This window comes from Kovacikia sp. CALU 1929, assembly GCF_056784235.1.
In genome coordinates, this window is sequence record NZ_JBXBCF010000075.1 from 228,185 (window position 1) to 249,698 (window position 21,514).

General features: G+C 48.5%; 13 protein-coding genes, 1 tRNA gene and 1 CRISPR repeat array. Of the genes, 7 read left to right on the forward strand and 7 right to left on the reverse strand.

Annotation, left to right across the window (positions count from 1 at the left end; translation table 11 throughout):
- Positions 1-96 precede the first annotated feature (96 nt).
- From AC1S52_RS19490 to treZ, 3 genes are all read left to right on the forward strand, one after another.
- Positions 97-4,074: a WD40 repeat domain-containing protein gene (locus tag AC1S52_RS19490; RefSeq protein WP_482030710.1), complete on the forward strand. Its 3,978-nt coding sequence runs from the start codon at positions 97-99 to the stop codon at positions 4,072-4,074.
- 601 nt (positions 4,075-4,675) lie between these two features.
- The gene (gene glgX / locus AC1S52_RS19495) at positions 4,676-6,799 is read left to right on the forward strand and encodes a glycogen debranching protein GlgX (RefSeq protein WP_482030711.1); all 2,124 of its coding nucleotides are present in this window, start codon (positions 4,676-4,678) and stop codon (positions 6,797-6,799) included.
- A 156-nt stretch (positions 6,800-6,955) separates the two neighbouring features.
- Complete coding sequence (gene treZ, locus AC1S52_RS19500) at positions 6,956-8,836, forward strand: malto-oligosyltrehalose trehalohydrolase (RefSeq protein WP_482030712.1); 1,881 nt, start codon at positions 6,956-6,958, stop codon at positions 8,834-8,836.
- 6 nt (positions 8,837-8,842) lie between these two features.
- Here treZ and AC1S52_RS19505 read toward each other — a convergent pair whose 3' ends face one another.
- Positions 8,843-8,992 carry a hypothetical protein gene (locus AC1S52_RS19505; protein ID WP_482030713.1) on the reverse strand — a complete coding sequence of 50 codons (150 nt, stop codon included), beginning with the start codon at positions 8,990-8,992 and terminating at the stop codon, positions 8,843-8,845.
- Between the two features lie 146 nt (positions 8,993-9,138).
- Between AC1S52_RS19505 and AC1S52_RS19510 the strand changes: the two genes are divergently transcribed.
- On the forward strand, positions 9,139-9,756 hold the full coding sequence (locus AC1S52_RS19510; RefSeq protein WP_482030714.1) for a hypothetical protein: 618 nt from the start codon (positions 9,139-9,141) through the stop codon (positions 9,754-9,756).
- A gap of 12 nt (positions 9,757-9,768) precedes the next feature.
- Here the strand turns inward: AC1S52_RS19510 and AC1S52_RS19515 are convergent, their stop codons facing one another.
- The gene (locus tag AC1S52_RS19515; RefSeq protein WP_482030715.1) at positions 9,769-12,492 is read right to left on the reverse strand and encodes a cation-translocating P-type ATPase; all 2,724 of its coding nucleotides are present in this window, start codon (positions 12,490-12,492) and stop codon (positions 9,769-9,771) included.
- A gap of 179 nt (positions 12,493-12,671) precedes the next feature.
- Between AC1S52_RS19515 and AC1S52_RS19520 the strand changes: the two genes are divergently transcribed.
- Positions 12,672-12,744 (forward strand) — tRNA-Ala (locus AC1S52_RS19520).
- 319 nt (positions 12,745-13,063) lie between these two features.
- A CRISPR array of direct repeats spans positions 13,064-13,693; the repeat unit is 37 nt; unit sequence CTTTCAACCCGTCTGGAGCTGAAAAGGTGTTTGCGCC.
- 480 nt (positions 13,694-14,173) lie between these two features.
- Here AC1S52_RS19520 and cas12k read toward each other — a convergent pair.
- The 5 genes from cas12k to AC1S52_RS19545 all read right to left on the reverse strand — a co-directional run bounded on the left by cas12k (position 14,174) and on the right by AC1S52_RS19545 (position 20,387).
- Positions 14,174-16,273 (reverse strand): type V CRISPR-associated protein Cas12k, encoded by a 2,100-nt coding sequence (cas12k, locus tag AC1S52_RS19525; protein WP_482030716.1) that lies wholly within the window; start codon positions 16,271-16,273, stop codon positions 14,174-14,176.
- Between the two features lie 438 nt (positions 16,274-16,711).
- Positions 16,712-17,302, reverse strand: coding sequence for a TniQ family protein (locus AC1S52_RS19530; RefSeq protein WP_482030717.1), 591 nt, complete (start codon positions 17,300-17,302; stop codon positions 16,712-16,714).
- Between the two features lie 22 nt (positions 17,303-17,324).
- Positions 17,325-18,188 (reverse strand): AAA family ATPase, encoded by an 864-nt coding sequence (locus AC1S52_RS19535; protein ID WP_482030718.1) that lies wholly within the window; start codon positions 18,186-18,188, stop codon positions 17,325-17,327.
- Positions 18,189-18,194: 6 nt separating this feature from the next.
- Positions 18,195-20,099, reverse strand: a complete 1,905-nt coding sequence (locus AC1S52_RS19540) for a transposase (RefSeq protein WP_482030719.1) — start codon at positions 20,097-20,099, stop codon at positions 18,195-18,197.
- A 78-nt stretch (positions 20,100-20,177) separates the two neighbouring features.
- Positions 20,178-20,387 carry a hypothetical protein gene (locus AC1S52_RS19545; protein ID WP_482030720.1) on the reverse strand — a complete coding sequence of 70 codons (210 nt, stop codon included), beginning with the start codon at positions 20,385-20,387 and terminating at the stop codon, positions 20,178-20,180.
- A gap of 120 nt (positions 20,388-20,507) precedes the next feature.
- Between AC1S52_RS19545 and AC1S52_RS19550 the strand changes: the two genes are divergently transcribed.
- Both AC1S52_RS19550 and AC1S52_RS19555 read left to right on the forward strand, forming a co-directional pair.
- Positions 20,508-20,714: a hypothetical protein gene (locus AC1S52_RS19550; protein ID WP_482030721.1), complete on the forward strand. Its 207-nt coding sequence runs from the start codon at positions 20,508-20,510 to the stop codon at positions 20,712-20,714.
- A 222-nt stretch (positions 20,715-20,936) separates the two neighbouring features.
- Positions 20,937-21,506 (forward strand): hypothetical protein, encoded by a 570-nt coding sequence (locus AC1S52_RS19555; RefSeq protein WP_482030722.1) that lies wholly within the window; start codon positions 20,937-20,939, stop codon positions 21,504-21,506.
- Positions 21,507-21,514 lie beyond the last annotated feature (8 nt).

The following is a 21,514-nucleotide window of genomic DNA, read 5'->3' on the forward strand; positions in this document are numbered from 1 at the left end:
AGTATGGTATTGCACATGACCACAAAATCTGGGAGATTTACTTAAGACTAAAAGCATTGTTTCGCCTCTTTCCGAAAAGAGATTGATCCAAGCAGCATGGCTACGTTGAAGGCTTCACAACTAGGACTTGCACGCATCAAGCAGGCTAGATCCGAAAAGGGTTGGGCAACCAGCGATTTCCGCTGGATTGAGGCAACTAGCGAAATTTTAGGCATCTCTTGGGTTCGAGATGGAGTTCTTGCAGACGGAGTCTCGGAGGGAACCTGGAAGCGGTTTTTGGCTGGAAAATACCCGATCAATGCAGAGGCATTTAAGGCTTATTGTCAAGTGCTTGGCTTGGCTTGGGAGGAAGTGGTTGAGGAGTCAGGAGGCAGAAACGGGCGAGCAGAAGCGGGCGAGCAGAAGCAGCAAGACGAGCAAGAGAACCATGACAATCTAAAATCTAAAATCGCAAATCCAAAATCAATTGACTGGAGCGATGCACCGGATGTCTCCATCTTCTACGGTCGCCAGACAGAGCTGAATACGGTCAGACAGTGGGTTGTGCAGGAGAATTGTCGCTTAGTCACGCTACTCGGTATGGGTGGAATTGGCAAAACGACGCTATCGGTGAAGCTGGCAAGGGAAATAGTAGAGAGTTGTGAGTTCTCAGTTATGAGTTCTCAGTTAAGCTTATCAACTCAACACTCAAAACTTAAAAAATCTCCTGTGGAGACGCTACGCGAACAAAACTTTGACCAGGTCATCTGGCGATCGCTCCGCAATGCTCCTCCTGTAGACGATTTGCTGGCAGACATCATCCAGTTTCTCTCAGAACAACAGGAAACCAGTTTACCGACGAATTTGGAAGGTAGAATTACACGATTGCTCCATTACCTGCGCAACTCCCGCTGTCTGCTGATTCTGGATAATACAGAATCGATTTTGCAAGCAGGCGATCGCACCGGACGGTATCGCATAGGTTACGAAGGCTACGGTCAACTACTGCGATGTGTGGCAGAGACAGCCCATCAAAGTTGTTTGATTCTCACGTCTCGTGAAAAACCCCAGGGATTGGCTAAGTTTGAAGGGGAAAGCCTACCTGTGCGATCGCTGCAACTCAGCGGCTTACCTGAGGGTGACGGTCGGGAATTATTCAACGTTAAAGGAAGATTCACGGCGACCGAGACTGAATGGCAAACCCTGATTTCACGCTATGCCGGAAATCCACTGGCACTCAAGATTGTCGCTTCCTCGATTCACGACTACTTTGATAGTGATATTTCCTCTTTTCTCCATACAGCTCAACACAGCGCGTTCCTGTTCGACGACATTCGAGACTTATTAGAACAACAGTTTCAGCGATTGACGGATTTAGAGCGCGACATCATGTATTGGCTAGCGATCGATCGAGAGCCGGTTACCCTTGCCGAACTCCAAGCCGATTTTGTCATCCCCATTCCACCCCGCGAATTTTTAGAGTCACTCAACTCATTACAACGTCGCTCCTTAATTGAAAAAAGTGGCAGCAGCTTTACCCACCAGCCTGTGGTCATGGAATATGTGACAGCTCATTTCATTGAACAAGTTTGTGAAAATATTAGGGAGTCAGGAGTCAAAGCTGTTAACTTCACAAGCGTAGCAGAAGTTAACAGCTTTGAAAGGAGTCAGGAGTTAGAGGGAGTTAATCAATCCAAAATCCAAAATCGCAAATCCAAAATCTTTATCACTCATGCACTGCTCAAAGCAACCACAAAAGATTACATTCGTGAAACCCAAGCAAACTTAATCGTTCAGCCTGCAATTGATCAGTTGACAATGATATTTGGCAGTATTGAGGATGTACGCGATCGCTTGAGTCAAATGCTCAAAAACTTACGAGGCAAACCCGCGAAAGAAACCGGATATGCGGCTGGTAACGCAATTAATTTACTGCATCAAGCAGGTGTAGACTTAACCGATTTGGATTGTTCCCAATTAACGGTTTGGCAAGCCTATTTGCAGGCAGTAACACTACACAACGTAGACTTCACCGATGCTGACCTATCGCATTGTACCTTTACAGAAACACTCGGAAATATTTTATGGTCTGCCTTTAGCCCCAACGGTCAAATCCTGGCAACCTGTGACACTGACTGCGATGTGCGCGTGTGGGAGGTCAAGTCAGGGAAGCTACTGCTCATCTGTCGAGGACATGCCAACTGGGTACGGTTTGTTGTCTTTAGTCCCGATGGTCAAACGCTGGCAAGTTGCGGAGCCGATTGGACGATCAAACTCTGGAATGTCCAGGATGGGGTTTGCATTAAGACCTTCATTGGGCATGAACATGAAGTCTTTGCCGTTGCCTATAGCCCTGATGGTGAGACCTTAGCCAGTGTGAGTGGCGATCGCACTATTAAACTCTGGAGTGTTCGGGATGGTCACTGCTTAACGACCCTCACCGGACATACCAACTGGGTGCGCTCTGTAGCCTTTAGCCCAGATGGCAAAACCCTTGCCAGCAGCGGAACCGATTGCACAATCCGGCTATGGGATTTGTCACAGGTAGAAGGCAGGGAAGATGGAAAAAGCTTAGGAGTAGAGCAGGACACGGAGACGCGGAGAGGCGAAGACGCGGAGAGCATTCAATCCAAAATCGTTCGACTGAGCGCTCACGTCGAAGTCCAAAATCCTCTAGCGCCGCGGCACGAAGTGCTATCCAAAATCCTCACCGGACATTCGGGCTGGGTTCGTTCCATCACCTTTAGCCCCGATGGCGAAGTTTTAGCCAGTGCCAGCAGCGATCGCACCATCAAACTGTGGGACTACGAAACCGGGGAATGTTTGAGAACCTACACCGGGCACCAAAGCGGTGTTTATTCCATTGCCTTTAGTCCAACCGGGGATTTGATTGTCAGTGGTAGTGGCGATCGCACCGTTCGGTTTTGGGATTGCTACAGCGATAACTGCATCAAAACCTTGCATGAACAAACGAACGAGGTGTGTTGTGTCGCAGTGAGTTCTGACAATCAGACGAGTAGCGAAGCAGAGCCGTTTCGGATCGCCTGCGTTAGCTTAGATCAGACCATGCGTTTGTGGGATTATCACAGTGGGCAATGCTTGAAAACCTGGTACGGACACACCGATTGGGCACTACCCGTTGCGTTTAGTTCCGATGGCAAAACCCTGGCAAGCGGCAGTAATGACAAAACCGTGCGACTTTGGAACTGGCAAACTGAAGATTGTCTGAGAACTCTGCAAGGTCACACTGATTTTATCTATTCCGTGGCATTTAGTCCTAATGGACAGATCCTGGCAAGCGGCAGTACAGATTCTTCTGTGCGATTGTGGAACGTGCAAACAGGGGAATGCTTTCAAGCATTACACGGACATACCGATTGGATTGATAGCGTCACTTTTCATCCGAATGGGCGCATTCTGGCGAGTGGCAGTGCAGACTGCACCGTAAAACTCTGGGATATCCATACCGGACAATGCATTAAAACATTAACTGGACATACAGAAAAACTACTTGGCACAGCCTTCAACCTTGACGGAGAAATGCTTGCCAGTTGTGGCGTGGATCAAGTAATCAAATTGTGGGATGTAACCTCAGGGCATTGCCTTAAAACTCTAGAAGGACATACCAGTCGTATTTGGGGAGTGTCCTTTAGTCCAGATGGAGGACTGCTTGCCAGTTGCAGCACCGATCAAACGATTAAACTCTGGAATATTGACACAGAACAATGTATTCAAACGCTCACGGGACATACTAACTGGGTTTTTGCGGTTGCTTTTAGCCCTAATGGTCAAACCCTTGCTAGTGCTTCCCATGATCGAACAGTAAGACTATGGAACGTCGAAAAAGGCGAGTGTATTCACGTTTGCACTGGACATGCCCATTTGGTTTCTTCAGTTACCTTTAGTCCGGATGGAGCATTTATTGCCAGTGGCTCCCAAGATCAAACGGTACGAATTTGGAATGCAGAGACCGGGAAGTGCGATCGCGTTCTCATCGCCAAACGGCTTTACGAAGGCATGAAACTGAAAAATGTGAAAGGGTTAACCCCAGCAACAATCTCTACTTTGCAAACGCTGGGTGCGATCGGTGAGTAAGTAATATAGGCAGGGAGCCATTGATAATTTCGCCTTTGTAAGGAGCAATACATTCTATCTGCCTAAAGGTATACGTCTTAAGAGTTATACCCAGGAGAGATAAATCTCACCTGTGGGGAATAGTCAGCCAAACAGAAAATCCAGTATCCTGCTGGATGATGTAGATTACTAATTTGTCAACGGCAAAAAATATGCGTACTAAATAAGGTGTAGCGGATTTAATGTTGAATGCAGACGATTATAATCTTTAAATAGCTTTGGCTACCTGATTACTTTTTAATGTTTATTTATTACCAGTGTTCATGCAAGTAATTGAAAATAATCCAACCACTAATTCGGTGTACGCCAATTGACCGATCCCCAGCATCTGTGAAATGTACTTTAGCCAACTATATGAAGAGCAACGAGATGTCGGGGATCCTGGCTACCAAGTTGCATACTTCGTTACTAGTATTAGTTTAATTGCTTACCCATTACCTGATGCCAAACCTTTTACATAAGTCTTACATTGATTTTGCTTAGGTGGACTTAGCCATTCCAATGCTTCTTTATTGATAACGCATCTTCATTGACCTTCTGATTTTCAACTGGAGTTACATCTATGCACGTTGCTCTCTATCCTGGTGATGTTTATCCCCTGGGTGCCTATTGGGATGGTAAGGGAACTAACTTTGCCTTGTTTTCAGAAAATGCAACGGACGTTGAGTTGTGTCTGTTTGACCGGGATGACAAAGAAGTTCGGATCGCCCTCCGGGAAGTCAGTAACTTTGTCTGGCATGGTTATCTCCCTGGAATTGGCCCGGGTCAACAATATGGATATCGGGTTGATGGACCCTATGCACCCGATGAAGGACACCGATTTAATCCCAATAAGCTGCTGATTGACCCTTATGCTAAGGCGATCGCAGGCGATGTAAGCAACGGTCCAGAATTGTTTGGGTATGACTGGGATAGTCCTGACGAAGATCTCTCCTATTCCGAACTGGATAGTGCTCGACTCATGCCCAAGTCCGTCGTCATCGATCATGCTTTCGACTGGCAGGGCGATACCCTGCTTCGGACACCCTGGCACGAAACGGTAATCTATGAAGCACACGTCAAAGGATTTACGAAACTGCATCCAGATGTGCCAGAGGAGTTGCGTGGAACCTATGCAGGGCTGGCGCATCCCGCGGTGATTGAGCATCTACAGCGACTTGGAATTACAGCAATTGAGTTAATGCCGATTCATCATTTTCTGGCGTACCCTGGGCATCTAAAGGATAAGGGACTTAAGAATTACTGGGGCTACGACTCGCTCAATTACTTTGCCCCCTACGCAGGCTACAGTGCCAGTGGCAAGTTGGGAGAACAGGTAGTTGAATTTAAAAAAATGGTTAAAGCCCTGCACCATGCTGGGATTGAGGTCATTCTAGATGTGGTTTATAACCACACGGGCGAGGGCAACCATCTGGGTCCTACCCTTTCCCTGCGCGGCATTGATAATAGTAGCTATTACCGTTTGGTGGATGGCGATCGCCGCTATTACATGGACTTCACCGGCTGTGGTAATTCTTTTTACATGCGCCATCCCCAGGTGATCAAGCTGATTATGGACAGCCTGCGCTACTGGGTGACTGAAATGCATGTGGATGGCTTCCGGTTCGACCTGGCTTCGGCACTGGCACGAGAGTTATACGAAGTGAATAGTCTGGCAGCATTCTTTGAAGTCATCCATCAAGACCCCATTCTTGCCGATGTCAAGCTGATTGCCGAACCCTGGGATGTGGGGGATGGTGGCTATCAGGTGGGTAACTTTCCAGTACGCTGGTCTGAGTGGAATGGCAAGTACCGGGATACAGTGCGCGATTTCTGGCGGGGTGAGGATGAAACCCTGGGAGAATTTGCCTATCGATTCACCGGCAGTCCTGACTTATATTTCCATACCAACGGACGGCGACCCAATGCCAGCATTAATTTCATTACAGCCCATGATGGGTTTACGTTGAATGATCTGGTCAGCTATAACGAAAAACATAACGAAGCCAATGGGGAAGACAGTCGCGATGGGGAAAGCCACAACCGTTCCTGGAATTGTGGAGCAGAAGGGGAAACCGACAAGCCTGAAGTACTACAACTGCGGCAACGGCAACGGCGCAACTTTTTAGCTACGCTGATGCTTTCCCAAGGCATCCCGATGATGCTGGGTGGCGACGAACTGGGACGGACTCAGGGCGGAAACAACAATCCCTACTGCCAGGACAACGAGATCTCCTGGTTTGATTGGGAGTTGCAGCGATCCAACGAAGACCTGGTAGATTTTTGCCGCGAACTGGTCTTTTTTCGACGACAACATCCGGTGTTTCGCCGCCGTAAGTGGTTCCAGGGACAGGCAATTCGTGGAGTTCCCGATATTGGCTGGTATAACCCGGATGGTTCTGAGATGACACCAGAACAGTGGGATGTCGGCTATACCAAGTCGATCGCCGTCTTCCTCAACGGCAACAAGATTCCCAGCCCCGGACCTCAAGGGCAGAAAATCAGTGATGATGACTTCCTGCTATTCTTCAATGCTCACTGGGAGACTATCGAATTTTCCTTACCTATTGACTTTCAAAGTCACGAATGGGCGATGGTCATCGACACCAAAGAGCCTCGCTTTATTCAAGACGAGCGTCTGATTGCAGGAGAGCAAATGGTTCCAGTCGTCGGGCGATCGATTGTTGTGCTACGGCGGTTGTCGTAGACGGGATAGGGGAGAGTTGAAAGTTGAGCTTGTGTGTCCTTTGTCATTAGCCACTAGTCATTAGTCAACTGTGAATGCAAATAACCAATAACCAATAACCAATGACCAATGACCAATAACTAATAACCAATAACCATCTTCTAACAACTAACAACCATGAAACTTGGGGCTAATTACCTCGGAAATGAGGAGTGTGAATTTACGGTTTGGGGACCAAAACTGGACTCTGCGGCGGTGCTGCTGGTCTCCCAGAATAAACGGTTGCTGCCAATGGAGCGGCAGGAGGGCGGTTACTGGCAGGTAAAGGCAGACCAAATTCCTGCTGGAACGCGCTATCTCTACCAGTTGAATGGAGGAGAAAGTAGACCGGATCCGGCATCCCATTTGCAGCCGGAAGGGGTCCATGGGGCATCACAATTGGTGGATCATCGGTTTGACTGGACTGACCGGGACTGGCAGGGGGTGCCTCTGGAGTCGATGATTATTTATGAATTGCATGTGGGCACGTTCACGCCAGAGGGTACGTTTGATGCGATCATTCCCCGGCTCAAGGATTTACGAGAATTGGGGATTACGGCGATCGAGTTAATGCCGATCGCCCAGTTTCCCGGCAATCACCCACCTCAGGAAACCAGCCACATTAATGATTATCGCAACTGGGGCTACGATGGCACCTATATGTATGGGGTACAAAACTCCTACGGCGGTCCTGAAGGCTTAAAACGACTGGTAGATGCCTGTCACCGGGAAGGAATTGCCTTGATTCTGGATGTGGTCTACAACCATTTTGGACCGGAAGGAAATTATATCAGCCAGTATGGACCTTATTTTACGGAGGTCTACCTGACACCCTGGGGCAGTGCGATTAATTATGATGATGCCCACAGTCCTGATGTGCGTCATTTCTTTATTCAGAATGCGCTCTACTGGCTACGGGAATACCACATTGATGCCCTCCGCCTGGATGCGATTCACGCGATTTACGATTTAGGCGCAGTACATATCCTGGAGGAAATGTCAGAACAGGTGGCCGCCCTTTCAGCACAAGTGGGCCGCCAGTTGTATCTAATTGCGGAAAGTGACCTGAATGATCCGCGGGTGGTGCGTCCGGTAGAGATGGGCGGCTATGGCATTGATGCCCAATGGAGTGATGACTTTCACCACGCGCTCCATTCGCTACTGACGGGCGATCGCAAGGGCTATTACGAAGACTTTGGCACCTGCGAGCATCTGGCAAAAGCATTGCAGCAAAGCTTTGTCTATGACTGGCAGTACTCTCCCCACCGCCGCCGCTTTCACGGCAAATCGCCGAAAAATTGTAACGCCTCCCAGTTTGTGGTCTGCATTCAAAACCATGACCAGATTGGCAACCGCATGATGGGAGAACGACTTTCCCAACTGGTGTCCTTTGAAGCGCTGAAGCTGGCTGCGGGGGCTGTGTTGCTGTCACCCTATGTGCCTTTGCTGTTTATGGGGGAGGAGTACGGGGAAGACACTCCCTTTACCTATTTCGTCAGCCATTCTGACCCGGAACTGATCAAAGCGGTACGGCAGGGACGCAAGCAGGAGTTTGCGGCTTTCCATGCGGCAGGGGAACCCCTCGACCCGGAGGCAGTGGAAACATTTTTGCTGTGCAAGTTGAACTGGGAAAATCGCAAACAGGGTAACCATCAAGTTCTGTGGTCGTTCTATCAAACCCTGATCCGGTTCCGCCAAACGATTCCAGCTTTGAAAAAAATGGATTTTCAAAGTATTGAAGCTGCCTGTGCTGAACAGGAGCAGGTGATCTGGTGGCGCAGATGGAATGATACCAGCCAGGTATTGTGCTTGATGAACTTTAATCAGCAGGCAGTCACGATTCAACCGCAAATTCCTATCCCATCCAATCGGGATGAACCGCCAACTCAGTGGCGCAAAATCCTGGACTCCTCAGAACCCAAATGGATGGGTCCAGGGGCTTCCACTCCAGAGGCGATCGACCTGCAACAACCGCTGACACTCCAACCCCAAAGCCTATCAGTCTACGAACTGGTATGAGTGCAGTTAGTCAGGATTCTCTGGAAAGTTGAGCGATCGCCCCATGATTGGTCGGGAACCTGGTTGCTGAATGGTCGATTTCAGTACGAAAGAAGAGGTAAGGGACTCGCAAATTAATAAAGTCCCAACGTCATTCCCGCGCAGGCGGGAATCCATCGTGGAGCAGCTTGTCTAGCGAGTACTTTATTTTGGGGCACATCCCTAATAGCACCGGTTCTGAATTTTTTGTCCATTTGGTTAATGATTGCCATTTTAAGGCGCGCTTTCGATAGCATAGGGCAATCACCTACCGTGATATAGCAATGACAACCGCTCAACCTCTGAAAAAGCAAAAATTCTCCAGTTTCACCCTGTCCAAAGCCCTGAAGCAATTGGGTGTGGCTCAACTTCAGGCGTGGAGTATCCAGGCAGAGGCGATCGCCCCTAGTGCTTTCTTTCAGGAACGGCTCAGTCGTCTGCAACGAGTATTTGATCTGCGTAGCTATGAGGAATCCAAAAAACTGTTGATTGATGCCATTTGCGAAGAAGCTATCCTCGAATTTGAGCGTCTCAAAGTCTGGAAAGGAGCCGCTTTAGAAAGCGACACCCTCATAGGGAACGTTGACTACCTGATTGCTGAGAACAAAGCCTATTTAGAAGCGCCCCTGGCTTGCATCATCGAAGCGAAAAAGGACAACTTTGAACAGGGACTTGCCCAATGCCTGGTTGAAATGCAAGCCTGTCAATGGCAAAACCGCCAACTAGGGCATGATATTGATGTATTTGGGATTGTGACGAATGGGGATGGCTGGCAATTTTACAAGCTCACTACAACGAGCCAAATCTACGAAACCTTACTTTACAGCCTGAATGATTTGACTGCTATTTTGGGAGCATTGCATTTTGTGTTTCAGGAGTGCAAACAAAACTTGCCCAGGTAGTCGGTTAGCATTTCAACCTTTCAACGAGAAGCGAATTGCCCATTTTTCCAGTTCGATCGCCCAAAAGCCAATCGTACTGGCAGCCAGACTCAGGCAGAGTTCTGAAGCTGTTAGTGCCTGAGTTTTAAAGATTTCTTGTAGCCAGGGCGTGTAGACGACCGCAAGTTGCAGACCAAACGTGATCACAACCGCCGCCAGCATTGGAATATTGGTCATTAACCCAATGCTGCATAGGGAGTCCCGCTCAGAGCGCATTGCCAGTGCCAGACTCATGCGGGAAAATGCCAGTGTCACAAACACCATTGTTTGCCAGCTTGCCTGACCCGCTGCCCAAAGTTCATAGCCCAGCAGCAGCAACACGACCCCCACCAGCAGACCCACCCAGAGGATGTCTCTGGCAACCCCCCGCCCAAAAATATTTTCATTGGGACGGTAGGGGGGACGCTGCATCGTTTCCTGTTCGGCGGGTTCGACGCTGAGGGCGATCGCCAGCAACCCGTCTGCCAGCAGGTTAATCCACAAAATTTGGAGCGGCAATAATGGCAACGGCATCGCCAGAGAAGGAGCCAGCAACATAATCCAGACACCGCTGGCATTGCCTGTCATGCTGTATTTAATGAACTTGCGGATGTTGTCATAAATCACCCTGCCCTCTTCCACCGCCGCCACAATCGTGGCAAAGTTGTCATCCAGCAGCACCATATCCGCGGCTTCTTTGGCAACATCTGTTCCAGTCAGCCCCATTGCCACACCAATGTCCGCCTTTCTTAAAGCTGGCGCATCATTCACCCCATCCCCCGTCATGGCGACAATGTGACCCCGGTCCTGGAGAGCCTGCACAATCTTGAGCTTCTGCTGAGGAGACACCCTGGCGTAAATGGGGACACTTTCTACCCGCTCTTCTAGTTCCTGAAGCGAAAGCTGGTTCAGATCTTTTCCCGTCAGCAAGTGGTGATTGGCGGAAATCCCCAACTCATGGGCAATGTGCTGAGCCATCAGAGGATGGTCCCCGGTGATCATGACCGGGCGAATGCCCGCCTGCTGACAGATCTGCACCGCCGCCGCAACCTCAGGACGGGCAGGATCCCGCATCCCAATCAGCCCCAGAAAAACCAGATCTTGTTCAATTTCAACTTCCCTGCCCTCCTCCGGCAACGAATCGAGCCAGCGGAAGGCAGTCCCCAATACCCGCATTCCGGTTTGTGCCAACTCATCATTAGAAGTCCGAATTTGCTCCTCCCATGCCGCATTCAGGGGAACCACACCTGCCGGTGTCCAAACCTGGCTAGACACTTCCAGGAGATTAATCACAGCCCCCTTGGTAAAGGCGAGGTAGGAAAGGGGGGGGACAGGGTTTTTAGGGAAATGAACGGTCGTCATGCGGGTGCGATCGGAGTCAAAGGGAACTTCTGCCACCCGAGGAAACTGCTGCTCCAGGTCAGGTTTGTACAGTCCCAGGCGGGCAGCGGCAACCACCAGAGCAATTTCAGTTGGGTCGCCTAAAGCTGCCGCAGGGTCTGCCCCTTTCTGGTTGGATAGCAGAGTATTGTTGCAGAGTGTCGCCGCCACTAATAAGTGGTTGGGGAGGGAGTGCGCCTGAGACTCCCCATTTTCTGTAAACAGGAATTTTGAGTGATCAGGCTTAGTGTTGTTGAACTCAACCGTTTCGGGAAGCAATTGTTCTAAGTCAACCCGCTGACCGGCTGACTCCAGGGTAATCACCGTCATCCGGTTTTCCGTTAGGGTGCCGGTCTTGTCAGAACAAATGACCGTGACAGAACCGAGGGTTTCTACTGCCGGAAGCTGACGAATCAGGGCATGATGCTTCAACATTCGCTGGGAGCCGATCGCCAGCGCGATGGTCACCACCGCAGGTAGTCCCTCTGGAATCACCGCAACGGCAAGACTAATTGAAGTCAGAATCATCAGATGAAGCGGTTCCCCGCGCAAAAGTCCCAGGACAAAAAGGATAGTCACGAGTACCAGGGTGGCGATCGCTAGCTTTTGCCCCAACTGCTCCAGACGGTTCTGCAACGGGGTTGGCTCTACCTCGATAGTTTGAATCGCATCGGTAATTTTGCCCAACTGAGTATTCATACCCGTTTCAACCACGACAGCCAGCCCTCGTCCGGCTGTAATCACGGTGCCTGCATAGACCATGTTGTGATGGTCTCCCAGGGTGAGGTTCTCCCCTAAAACCACCGAACTACGCTTCTCAGCCGACTCCGATTCTCCCGTAAAGGTCGCTTCCTGGACCCGCAAACTGAAGCTTTTCAGCAACCGACTGTCCGCTGGAACGAGCACCCCTGCTTCTAGCATGACAATATCACCAGGTACCAGTGCAGCCGCTGAGATCTCCTGCCAATCCCCTTCCCGGCAAACCTTTACCCTCGGAACCGTGAGCTTTTTCAGGGCTGCAAATGCTTGCCCAGCCCGATGCTCCTGACTGACTCCCAGCACTGCATTGAACCCCACGATCGCCAGAATGGCTGCCATGTCTTTGTAGTCACCCAACACCGCCGAGATCACAGCGGCTGCAATCAAAACCAGCACTGCCGTTGCCGTCAACTGCTCCCACAGCATGATCCAGAGGCTCTTAGGGGGCTGCTCAGTCAGTTCATTGGTTCCGTATTGCTCTAAGCGGTGGCGAACCTCCTCCTGGGTGAGTCCAAAGTCAGCATCGGTTGCTAGTGTCTGCAAGATCTGGGCTGCATCAAGTTGGTGCCAGTTACTCATACGCGATTCAACCAAGCAAGTTGTTTAAAGCATGAAAGAGTTCCTCTTAAAAGAGCATTCGTTGTTACAGAGGTTAATGATGGTTGGGAGGAAGATATGAAAATGACAAGGGCTGCCTCCCCCCTGCTGTCCTGCTGCCCTACCCCCACGATGCTAAAATACTTAAACACATTTGATCAGGGGAATTAGCTCAGTTGGTAGAGCGCTGCGATCGCACCGCAGAGGCGAGGGGTTCGAATCCCCTATTCTCCATGCATTTTTGTCCATTAAACATTTATTTGTCAGTTTTAAAGACTTAATGTCCAAAACTAACGAAATTTAGGTACTTCAGGAACTGTCAATGGTTGGATTGGGTTCTTGGCGGTTTTAAAGGTTTAATGTCCAAGATCTTTGGCTTCAGAATTAACGAAGAGCACTCAGATGCTTGTTTTGTGCGATCGCAGCGCTCCTTTCAACCCATCATATTTCTCTTGAAGATTCAAACTGTGCAAGGAATAACCCTAATCGCCTGACAGCAGTGCCTCTGGCACCCTGACAAGCAGCGAAAATTGATCAGCCTGGGAGTTGCAAACTTTTAACCCGTCTGGAGCTGAAAAGGTGTTTGCGCCTAAAGAGATTGACTAGAGGAGAGCTGAAGCGCTTCTCTTTCAACCCGTCTGGAGCTGAAAAGGTGTTTGCGCCATCAGCTTCACATTGAGAGCAAACAAGCGTTGTGTATTGGCTTTCAACCCGTCTGGAGCTGAAAAGGTGTTTGCGCCGCTGGACTCAAATCCGACCTTAAAGAACTCGAAGAACTTTCAACCCGTCTGGAGCTGAAAAGGTGTTTGCGCCACCCAGATGTATCCCTCATTCTCGATCGCGTCTAAACTTTCAACCCGTCTGGAGCTGAAAAGGTGTTTGCGCCATCAGTCAAAACCGTTGCCTTTAATGATTTCCTCGCCTTTCAACCCGTCTGGAGCTGAAAAGGTGTTTGCGCCACAAGTGGCGGTAGTAATTGAAGGAGTCTTGAAAAACCTTTCAACCCGTCTGGAGCTGAAAAGGTGTTTGCGCCCAGCCATGCCACTGGGAAGGACACGAAACCGTCACATCGCTTTCAACCCGTCTGGAGCTGAAAAGGTGTTTGCGCCTGGACTGGGGAGGTTTCTGGAATATGGTCGTGGTCAACTTTCAACCCGTCTGGAGCTGAAAAGGTGTTTGCGCCCCTGTAGGACCAATTCCTTGCACAGCCAATCTCCTCATTGCAGTTTTGGCAATAAGAGCCAAAATTTTATACTTTCAAGCAGAATTTTTTTAGATTCTGATCCAAAATGCTTGAAAGCAACACCTGGCAAGAGGTTCATTTTTGGCAAACGTCCTGGGATTTTAGCCCTTGCTTCGGTTTGCCAAAAATTGTAGAGGGGTTTCTCCTTGCTTGGAGACGATTTTGTAGCTGCCCGTACACGTACTCCTGTATCCTCGTAATTAGTGGCTGTGCAACCACAATACGAAAATGTGGCTTCCTGATGCTAGGCGCGACCCTGCACCGTATCTGCAAAGTAACCTTCGCAGAAGAAGAGGACAACTGGCAGGGGCGGAAAGCAATTAAACTGCCCCACACTTCCACCTACTCTCCGAAGAGATCGGCGCGCTATTAGGAAAATATTATATTATCAAGGTACAAAACTAAATTGGACTAAAACAATTAAGCTGCATGGGCTGATGTGGCAACCTGTGTAGATTTCTGTCGTGGTTCTCCCTGAAGGGATTGTTGTCCAGTAATGACTATAATTCCTTCTTTTGAAGCCCGATCGCGGATGCACTGAACCAATCGATTATAGCTCCAACGATGATTCATGGTGCGGAACTGCTTTGCATACTGATCTTGTAGTTCCTTCTGTGCCGAGTACTTTCGTCTGGCTCTTGCCTGAATGTCACTTTCAAGGATCTCTCGGATATGTTTCAGATCGGGAACCGCAATGTTACCTGCTTGCCATTTGACAGCAAGACGTACCAGTCTGCTTGCCAGCAAGCGTTCCACATAAAGTCCCAAATTTGATTCTGAATTGCTGTCTCTGTAAAGACCCTGCTTGTATTCTTCTGGTCGCTTAAGCAGATTTCGCTGTCGCCGAAAATGTAACTTGTTGATTAACCGTCGGTCTGCCAGCTTCAACTGAAGAATGCTTCGTTTCCCTCGATTTGTCCTAACATTTTTCACAGTTAAAAGTTGCTTCGCATCCTGGCAATCGAGCGTATTGCCAGTTCGAATATCAACAACGCAGGCTGTCAGAGGAATTTGAGGACTAAAACTAACCCCAACAACAATCAGCGGATCCCCCTGATAACGGACAACACTGGGACGTGGAGGATGGGGATTGTTCAGGCGATTCAGTGTCGATTGCAGCCGTTTGATATGAGATCGCTGATTGGCTGTTACTTCCAGTTCCAAAAGTTGTTCCTCACTCAATACTTCACGCCCCTTCAAACTGTGGAGAATCTCCAGCCTTGCCTGTTGCCGAACTTCTTCCGTCCCTTCGGCTGTAAGCAAACGAGTATCAACATTACAGTGCAAGTAAAGACGATGGGTTTGCCAGGGCTGGTTCCTGGAAGATTGAGATTGGTCAGATGAGTCAGATTTGTGATGATGCTTTTGAGCGTCAGGACGCCATAGAAGCTGGGCAGATCTCAGGGCAAATAGCGCTTGAGAAAAGCGTTCCTTCTCATTAGCCTCAAAGTGAAGTTGATAGTCCGTTAGAAATTGGCGAAAGATGGGTAGTTGACGGCGATCGCACTGAATTTTGAAAACAGAATTTTTGAGACCTTTGAAGCGAACACAAATCCTGTCAGAACAAATCTTCTTTTTCTTCCGCTTTTTTACTTTCGCTGGCTCTTGCCTGGTTGTGGATTCTGTCTGGGTGGAAGCAGGATTACGTGAATCGGCTGACCATATGAGATCATCAGCACTACCGAAGATAATTGGGTAGGGTAGGCTGTTGAAAAGCTCAACTTGTTTTTGCTCTTTAAAGGAAGACAGGTTGGCATCTGCGTGGTCAATTTCATTGGGATCAGGTAGGGCGATAGCTGCTAGAAGGCTTTCCACATACCTCTCACCTTTTGGGTCCCTACCCTTGGGTAACTGGCTCTGAAGTTGTTTTTCAAGACGCTCAATTTCAACTTTCTTGCTTTCGAGCTGTTGAGTCAAAATCTCTGGAGCCTTGTCCTGCTCACTGATTGTCAGGTCATTTTTAAGCAAATGAACAATGGCTCGTCGCTCCAAAGAATTACTCGTAGTCTCAATCTTGTCTAACAGAAATCCTAGTAAAGCTTTACCCGTCTTTTTCTTGCTGCTCTGCTTACCTGGCAGGTGAATACTTTGACGACTTGCCAGATTCAAAATTTCTTGTGCTTTTGAGCAAATTTCCTCCCGACTAAATCCTGTCGTTTGAGCAAGTTCATCATCGCTCTCAATCGCATCTATCCACCGCTGTTTACCCTGAAGCCGCAAACGTCGGCTCTTTTGTAGCTTAAACCATGACTTGTAGACATACTGGGTCATCAGCACAGCAGATGTACAAAAGCGGGAAGGAAGCTGGTTTGCGCTGGTTGCTGTAAATTCTTTAATGAGTTCTTCGATCGCCTGTCGAGGGACGGCACCCTTTGATTGCCACTCCTGGAATTGGGAATGCCTTGCGATTTCAACGAACAGATGATTAACCAGGAGAGTATAAGATACCATTGCCTCCCACAAAAACTTACGGGTTGCCTCGTCCACGCAAAGACAGCAGCGAATGGTTCGTACAGTCATTTCAGGTCATTCCCGTGAATCAACTTGCTTTAAAGGTTTGAGATTGCGTTGCTACTGCCTCACGCAGCTTCTAAAATTTTGTTAAACAGGGTGAGGCGGAAGCCCTTAAGTGCAATGAGTTGGGTACTCCCTTTAGTTCAAGAGTACTGATATTTGTTATTTAACTGTTTTCCTCCGAAAATTGCAATCAGTTTTCAAAGGTTATTTAGAGGTGTCAAGAAGCAAGAATATGCTTAGAGCGCAGGAAGCATTACTTTCGTCCCGTAGCCAAAAGGTATCCAGATTAGTTTTGTTGTGCTGGAGGAGTTCATTGTAGGTGAAGGTCCAGAAGCGTTCGGTTTCCTGCCGCTCATGTCGATTTGCTGGGTTAGAGTACTGAATGAAGTCTTTCAATACCTCAAACTTCACGCCGCACTTCTAATATTTCCTTTTAACCATTCAGCGGGCAATAGAGCCTTTTTGCTCAGGCAGAACAACAGGAGATGAGGTGAAGCTGGTAAAGACTTTATTTTTTAAGTAGGGCTTCTGCCGCTTTGCCATTGACTCAAACTTCATGCCACATTTCTGGCACTTTCGCTCTGCCCACTCTACCGGCAACGGAATCTTTTCGTCACAAGCAGGACAACGGGAAATCAGGCAAAGCTGGTGGCGATCGCACGCCTCCGTCGATTCAAACTGCCATTCAATTCGGTGATAGGGGGTTTCGGCATAACAGGCTGCACAGAAGCGAGTCGAACGGTTGACCGTTGGCGTTCCTTTGGGTGGAAACATCGCAAGTAGGCAATCAGCATCTAGCCCGACCAGCTTGCCCATTGCTGCCAGTTCTTTGCGATCGGGAAATGGATTGAAACGAAACTTTTCCCAGCGAGATAGGGCAAAGCCAAGTCCTGCGGCGATACTCAACCCGGTTGGAGCAGAAATGCTGTTCAACTCGTGCTGCCGAAACCGTCCGAAGTAATGACTGATGCTCTCACCCTCATACGGCTCAATCTTCGCAATCCACGCAGATAAATCATGAGTTTCCGCCATACAAATACCCTCAAAACATGAGTTAAATTTCTTTTTGACCTGATACAGCACTCATTTGCCCATCCAATACCTCATGTATACTCGCCTCATCCAACCGACCTAAACCTTTCTTAAGTGCTTGAATTGCAACTTTCTGCAAAGTATCGTTCAGGGGTCCAGTTAACCCACCTGTTTTCTCTTGAAGCTTTTTCAAAACATCCTCATAGAGTAAGTCAGATTCTTCCTCCCAGCACAGAAAATCTTTTAGCCAGGTGTCCACAACAGAAGCAGTTTGTTTGAACGTCATTGCCGGGAATGGATAGAACGACAAGAAGGAGTTGTGTACCTGCTTCCACTCAGATTTGAGCAGGTCGTATAATTCACCAGTTCCACTCAAAATAACTGGAATCTTCAAAAGCTCGTGGATTTGAACTAGCTCCCGTAACGTCTTCAGTTTCAAATAGTGAGCATCATCAATAATCAGGAGTTTAACGCCGTACTCCTTCAAAGTTGCCCGCACCCGCTTTCTCAAATCTCCGATTCGACCAAATGGCAAATTCCGATGGAGGGCATGGACAGCTTCAACAAATAATTGAGCTGGGGTACAGCCGGATGGGACGCGGATATAGACAACAGGAACTGGCAATAGGAGAACTGCTCCCCGGTATTTGACGTGTTGCAATCTGTAATACTGGCAGGACTCTGAAACCCCTGATCGGTGGGCAGAAAGAACAATGCCACAGGTTTTTGAGTCTCGCTGATTGCTGAGCCAGTGATAGAAGTCTTCATCCCGCTGGGTCGTTATTAGGGGACTACCCGTACTAATTCGTTCAATTTCAGCCGCTATATGAGGCGACCCAGGAGAAGATTGAGGAAGTGAAACAGGAAGTGGTTCGGGCTGGACCATAGCAACTTACCAGTTATCTTGTAAATGTTCGTGCCAGTTAGAAACAGCTATTTTGGCTGCACCTGATGGTTTAAATCGTTTCCGTCCAGAGTTTGGGTCAATGGGTGGAGTAGACTCTTCAGTCGAACCGTTTTGAGCAGCCTCCTCCTCCTGACGCTTAAACTCAATCACATTTGATAGTCCAGAGGAGCGACGGGTACGGTTGTGCTCCTTCTGGCGACGCTGCTTCCGCGTTTCCTTGACTTTCTCTTCAGAAAATTGGTTCAGGTCAAGCCTCTCTTCAAGGATCGAGTTCGTATCTAGCGCTTTCACTCCCTCGCGTAGCCCGCGTTTTCTCTCCTTCAACTCCTTGAGAGATAACCGCTCTTCTTTCAGGTCTCTGGCTTTGACAACACCCAAAAATCTCCCCGGCTGGCTATTTTTCTCGCAGGTATAAATTAAAAGGTAGATGATGTTAGAAGGGTCATAGCGGACGGCAACATTTTTGGTTACATAGTCCAATAGGCACTCACCCTTATAGATTTCACCCTCAAATTGAATGGTGCCGTACTTCTGAACTTTGGGGCGTTTGTTCTGCTTCAAAAGGCAGATGTCCAACTCCCGTTCTTCGGGAATTCTCGGTGGTTCTACCATCATCGCTTCCCACCGCTGGGCACGAGTTTGAGCAACCCCTGGATAGTTGTGTATGTTGACGTGATCGACAAAATGTCTGACCAAAAACCTTTCTAATTCCTCAATCGTAATGGAGGCATATTTCTCTGCATCCTTCGGACGCTTTTGAACATTCGACCCCTTGTACCCTGGGAGTCTAGAATTAAACTCCTTGTTCAACTTATCGAAGACCGATTCAACAATGCCTCCTTGTTCAGGCATGAATCGATACCGGAGATTAAAGCCCAAATGAGCAGCAACCTGCCGCAAGTGTTGCGACTTAAATTCCTTAGCACGATCGGTCACAAGGTATTCAGGTACTCCACAAACGTCCCACTTCTCTTTGAGCTTAAATTCTGTCCCGTAACGCTTCGGCAGAATAACATGACGCAGAACAAGGGCAACCTCCAGAGAGCTTGGTTGTCTAAATCCCAGGTAAAATCCTGCAATACAGCCAGAATAGCTATCCACAGCAACACTCAAAAATGGAGTACCAATCTCCTGCCCCTCCTGGTCAACCACCAGAACATCGAGCCGAGTGTGGTCAATTTGGAGAACTTTGTTGCTTCTATCAACCTCAATGTCACCATCGGTTGTCTTGATGACTTTAAGTGGACCCTGCCCTGGATGGCGTGGTTTATTCTTCTTAGCTTCCAGATGAGTTCGGAGAATCTTATAGACTGCAACGTGCGATCGCGGAGGCTTCAAGTCCCCAGAACTCACCTCCTCCTTAATTTCTTTGAGAATCTTGTTTAAGACACTGGTATGAGATTCCTCGCCAGAACCCAGTTTTGTTGCAATCCAATCAAACAGCCCTTTAAGGGATTCGTCAGATGGGGTTTTGACGGCATCCAGCTTAGCAGTAAGGGCTTGAATCAATAGCCAGACTTGATGCTGATTGGTTCTACGACTGTATTTGTTGCCTCGTACATACAGTTCAACCACGAGCCTGCGCCAGGGTTCTGAGATGTAGCGGGCTTCCCCTTTGTCGGATCGCGACTCCCGCACCAAAGTAACTAGTCCCTCTCTTTCGACCGCCTCTAACATGCGGATAACTGTCCTGGAATGGCACTCTAAATCCTTCGCGGCATCTTGAATTAACTGCTTTTCGAGTACTTTATCGGACGCCGAACGTGCATCCCGAATCTTGTTAGCCCAGCCCACCTTGCGCTGAGCGTTCTCCGGCAACTCGTCCAGAAGCCAATGTTCCTCTAAGGGAGCTTCGGAATTGATTTGTAGCTCAGAATCAACTTGTTCCATTGCATTAGAAACAGGACTAATGTACTAAATGATTCTAAGAGAAAAAGAACTGGCAACCGTCAACAGGACAACCAAACTTTACTTTGAGTTTGAGTCCTTGGACGAAGTTCGAGCCTGCTTAATTTCGTTCAGCCGTTCTTGAATCAAACGGCGCAACTTTTGGGATAGAGATAACTCCTCCCACAACGGATTGTCGGAGTAGGCGGTTTCAATCTCCTCACGCAACCCTTCAATATCCACAGTGACTCGATCTGCCACGATTCTGTCTTGCTTCTCATAACTGCTCATTCAAAGCTTACCTCCAGTACTGCACATCACACTTGATTGATGCAATGCGATGTATTTATAATTTACTGCATCATACTGCATCAGTCTAATGCAAGTGATTTTTCTGAACCTGGAGGTCCAATGAATCAACCCTCGACTTCTGCCTGCCATCGCCCTTACCTGGTTGTGGCAGCGTTTCCGGGAGAGATGCCTCGTGCGATCGCCCGCACCTACAACCAGTGCGATGCCGAAGCCCATGTCCGCTTTCTGAAGCGTCGAATGTCCAATGGAGAATTTTACGTGGTTTTCGATCCAGAGCCGAGTAAGGTCGGTCAAGCGGATGGATGAGCGATCGTCATGCCTCACCAGTACTAAAGTTGTAGATGACTAAAATGAATAGGTGGAGTGGTACAAACGTTTTTTAGCAAACCCTCGCTTCACTTATGCGGAGATAACAGCAGCAATTGCTTCAATCGAGGATTTTCAAAATTGCGGGATGTAGTTCACTGGATTGAGGAATTTTTGCTCTGTTTAAATTTAAAATGCCCAATCCAGGAGGCTGATGATTGAATGCAGGAAAGGATGTTGGGGAATTACCTGACGTTACAGGAGTTCTGTACCTGTACGCAGACCTACCAGAAGTACGCCGATCTCATTGACCCGTACCCTGAAAACCTGGAAGAAACAATTCCAGCGTTGGAGGCTCTGTGCCAGCATGTCCTTGATCCAGTGATTGACCACTTTGGTAAGGAGCGGTTTCAGTTAACCTACGGGTTCTGTTCAAGAGACTTGAAACGGTTTCTGAGCCAGAAAGATCCGGAGACGGGGATTAAAAACGGGCGGGTTGATCCGAGTCGGGATCAGCACATGGCGCATGAGGTGAATCGGAATGGTAAGTATTACTGTTCACGCCTCGGTGCTGCCTGCGATTTTAGAATTGTAGGACTAACGAGCGATCGTCTCGTGGAGTGGATTCTAGAACAGCAGTTGCCCTTTGATTCGTTGTACTACTATGGGAGCGATCGACCAATCCACATCAGCTACGCTCCCCAACAAAGGCAGAATATTTGGACGTTTACAGACGGAGGCGTACCTACGAGAAAAGGCATTGAGAAATGGGCAGGGAAAGCAAAAACGTGACTTAAAGC

What these genes read in the sequence shown, in the direction of transcription:
- AC1S52_RS19490 (WP_482030710.1), top strand. Translation starts at nt 97, where the DNA reads ATGGCTACGTTGAAGGCTTCACAACTAGGACTTGCACGCATCAAGCAG.
- glgX (WP_482030711.1), top strand. Translation starts at nt 4,676, where the DNA reads ATGCACGTTGCTCTCTATCCTGGTGATGTTTATCCCCTGGGTGCCTAT.
- treZ (WP_482030712.1), top strand. Translation starts at nt 6,956, where the DNA reads ATGAAACTTGGGGCTAATTACCTCGGAAATGAGGAGTGTGAATTTACG.
- AC1S52_RS19505 (WP_482030713.1), bottom strand. Translation starts at nt 8,992, where the DNA reads ATGGATTCCCGCCTGCGCGGGAATGACGTTGGGACTTTATTAATTTGC.
- AC1S52_RS19510 (WP_482030714.1), top strand. Translation starts at nt 9,139, where the DNA reads ATGACAACCGCTCAACCTCTGAAAAAGCAAAAATTCTCCAGTTTCACC.
- AC1S52_RS19515 (WP_482030715.1), bottom strand. Translation starts at nt 12,492, where the DNA reads ATGAGTAACTGGCACCAACTTGATGCAGCCCAGATCTTGCAGACACTA.
- cas12k (WP_482030716.1), bottom strand. Translation starts at nt 16,273, where the DNA reads ATGACTGTACGAACCATTCGCTGCTGTCTTTGCGTGGACGAGGCAACC.
- AC1S52_RS19530 (WP_482030717.1), bottom strand. Translation starts at nt 17,302, where the DNA reads ATGGCGGAAACTCATGATTTATCTGCGTGGATTGCGAAGATTGAGCCG.
- AC1S52_RS19535 (WP_482030718.1), bottom strand. Translation starts at nt 18,188, where the DNA reads ATGGTCCAGCCCGAACCACTTCCTGTTTCACTTCCTCAATCTTCTCCT.
- AC1S52_RS19540 (WP_482030719.1), bottom strand. Translation starts at nt 20,099, where the DNA reads ATGGAACAAGTTGATTCTGAGCTACAAATCAATTCCGAAGCTCCCTTA.
- AC1S52_RS19545 (WP_482030720.1), bottom strand. Translation starts at nt 20,387, where the DNA reads ATGAGCAGTTATGAGAAGCAAGACAGAATCGTGGCAGATCGAGTCACT.
- AC1S52_RS19550 (WP_482030721.1), top strand. Translation starts at nt 20,508, where the DNA reads ATGAATCAACCCTCGACTTCTGCCTGCCATCGCCCTTACCTGGTTGTG.
- AC1S52_RS19555 (WP_482030722.1), top strand. Translation starts at nt 20,937, where the DNA reads ATGCAGGAAAGGATGTTGGGGAATTACCTGACGTTACAGGAGTTCTGT.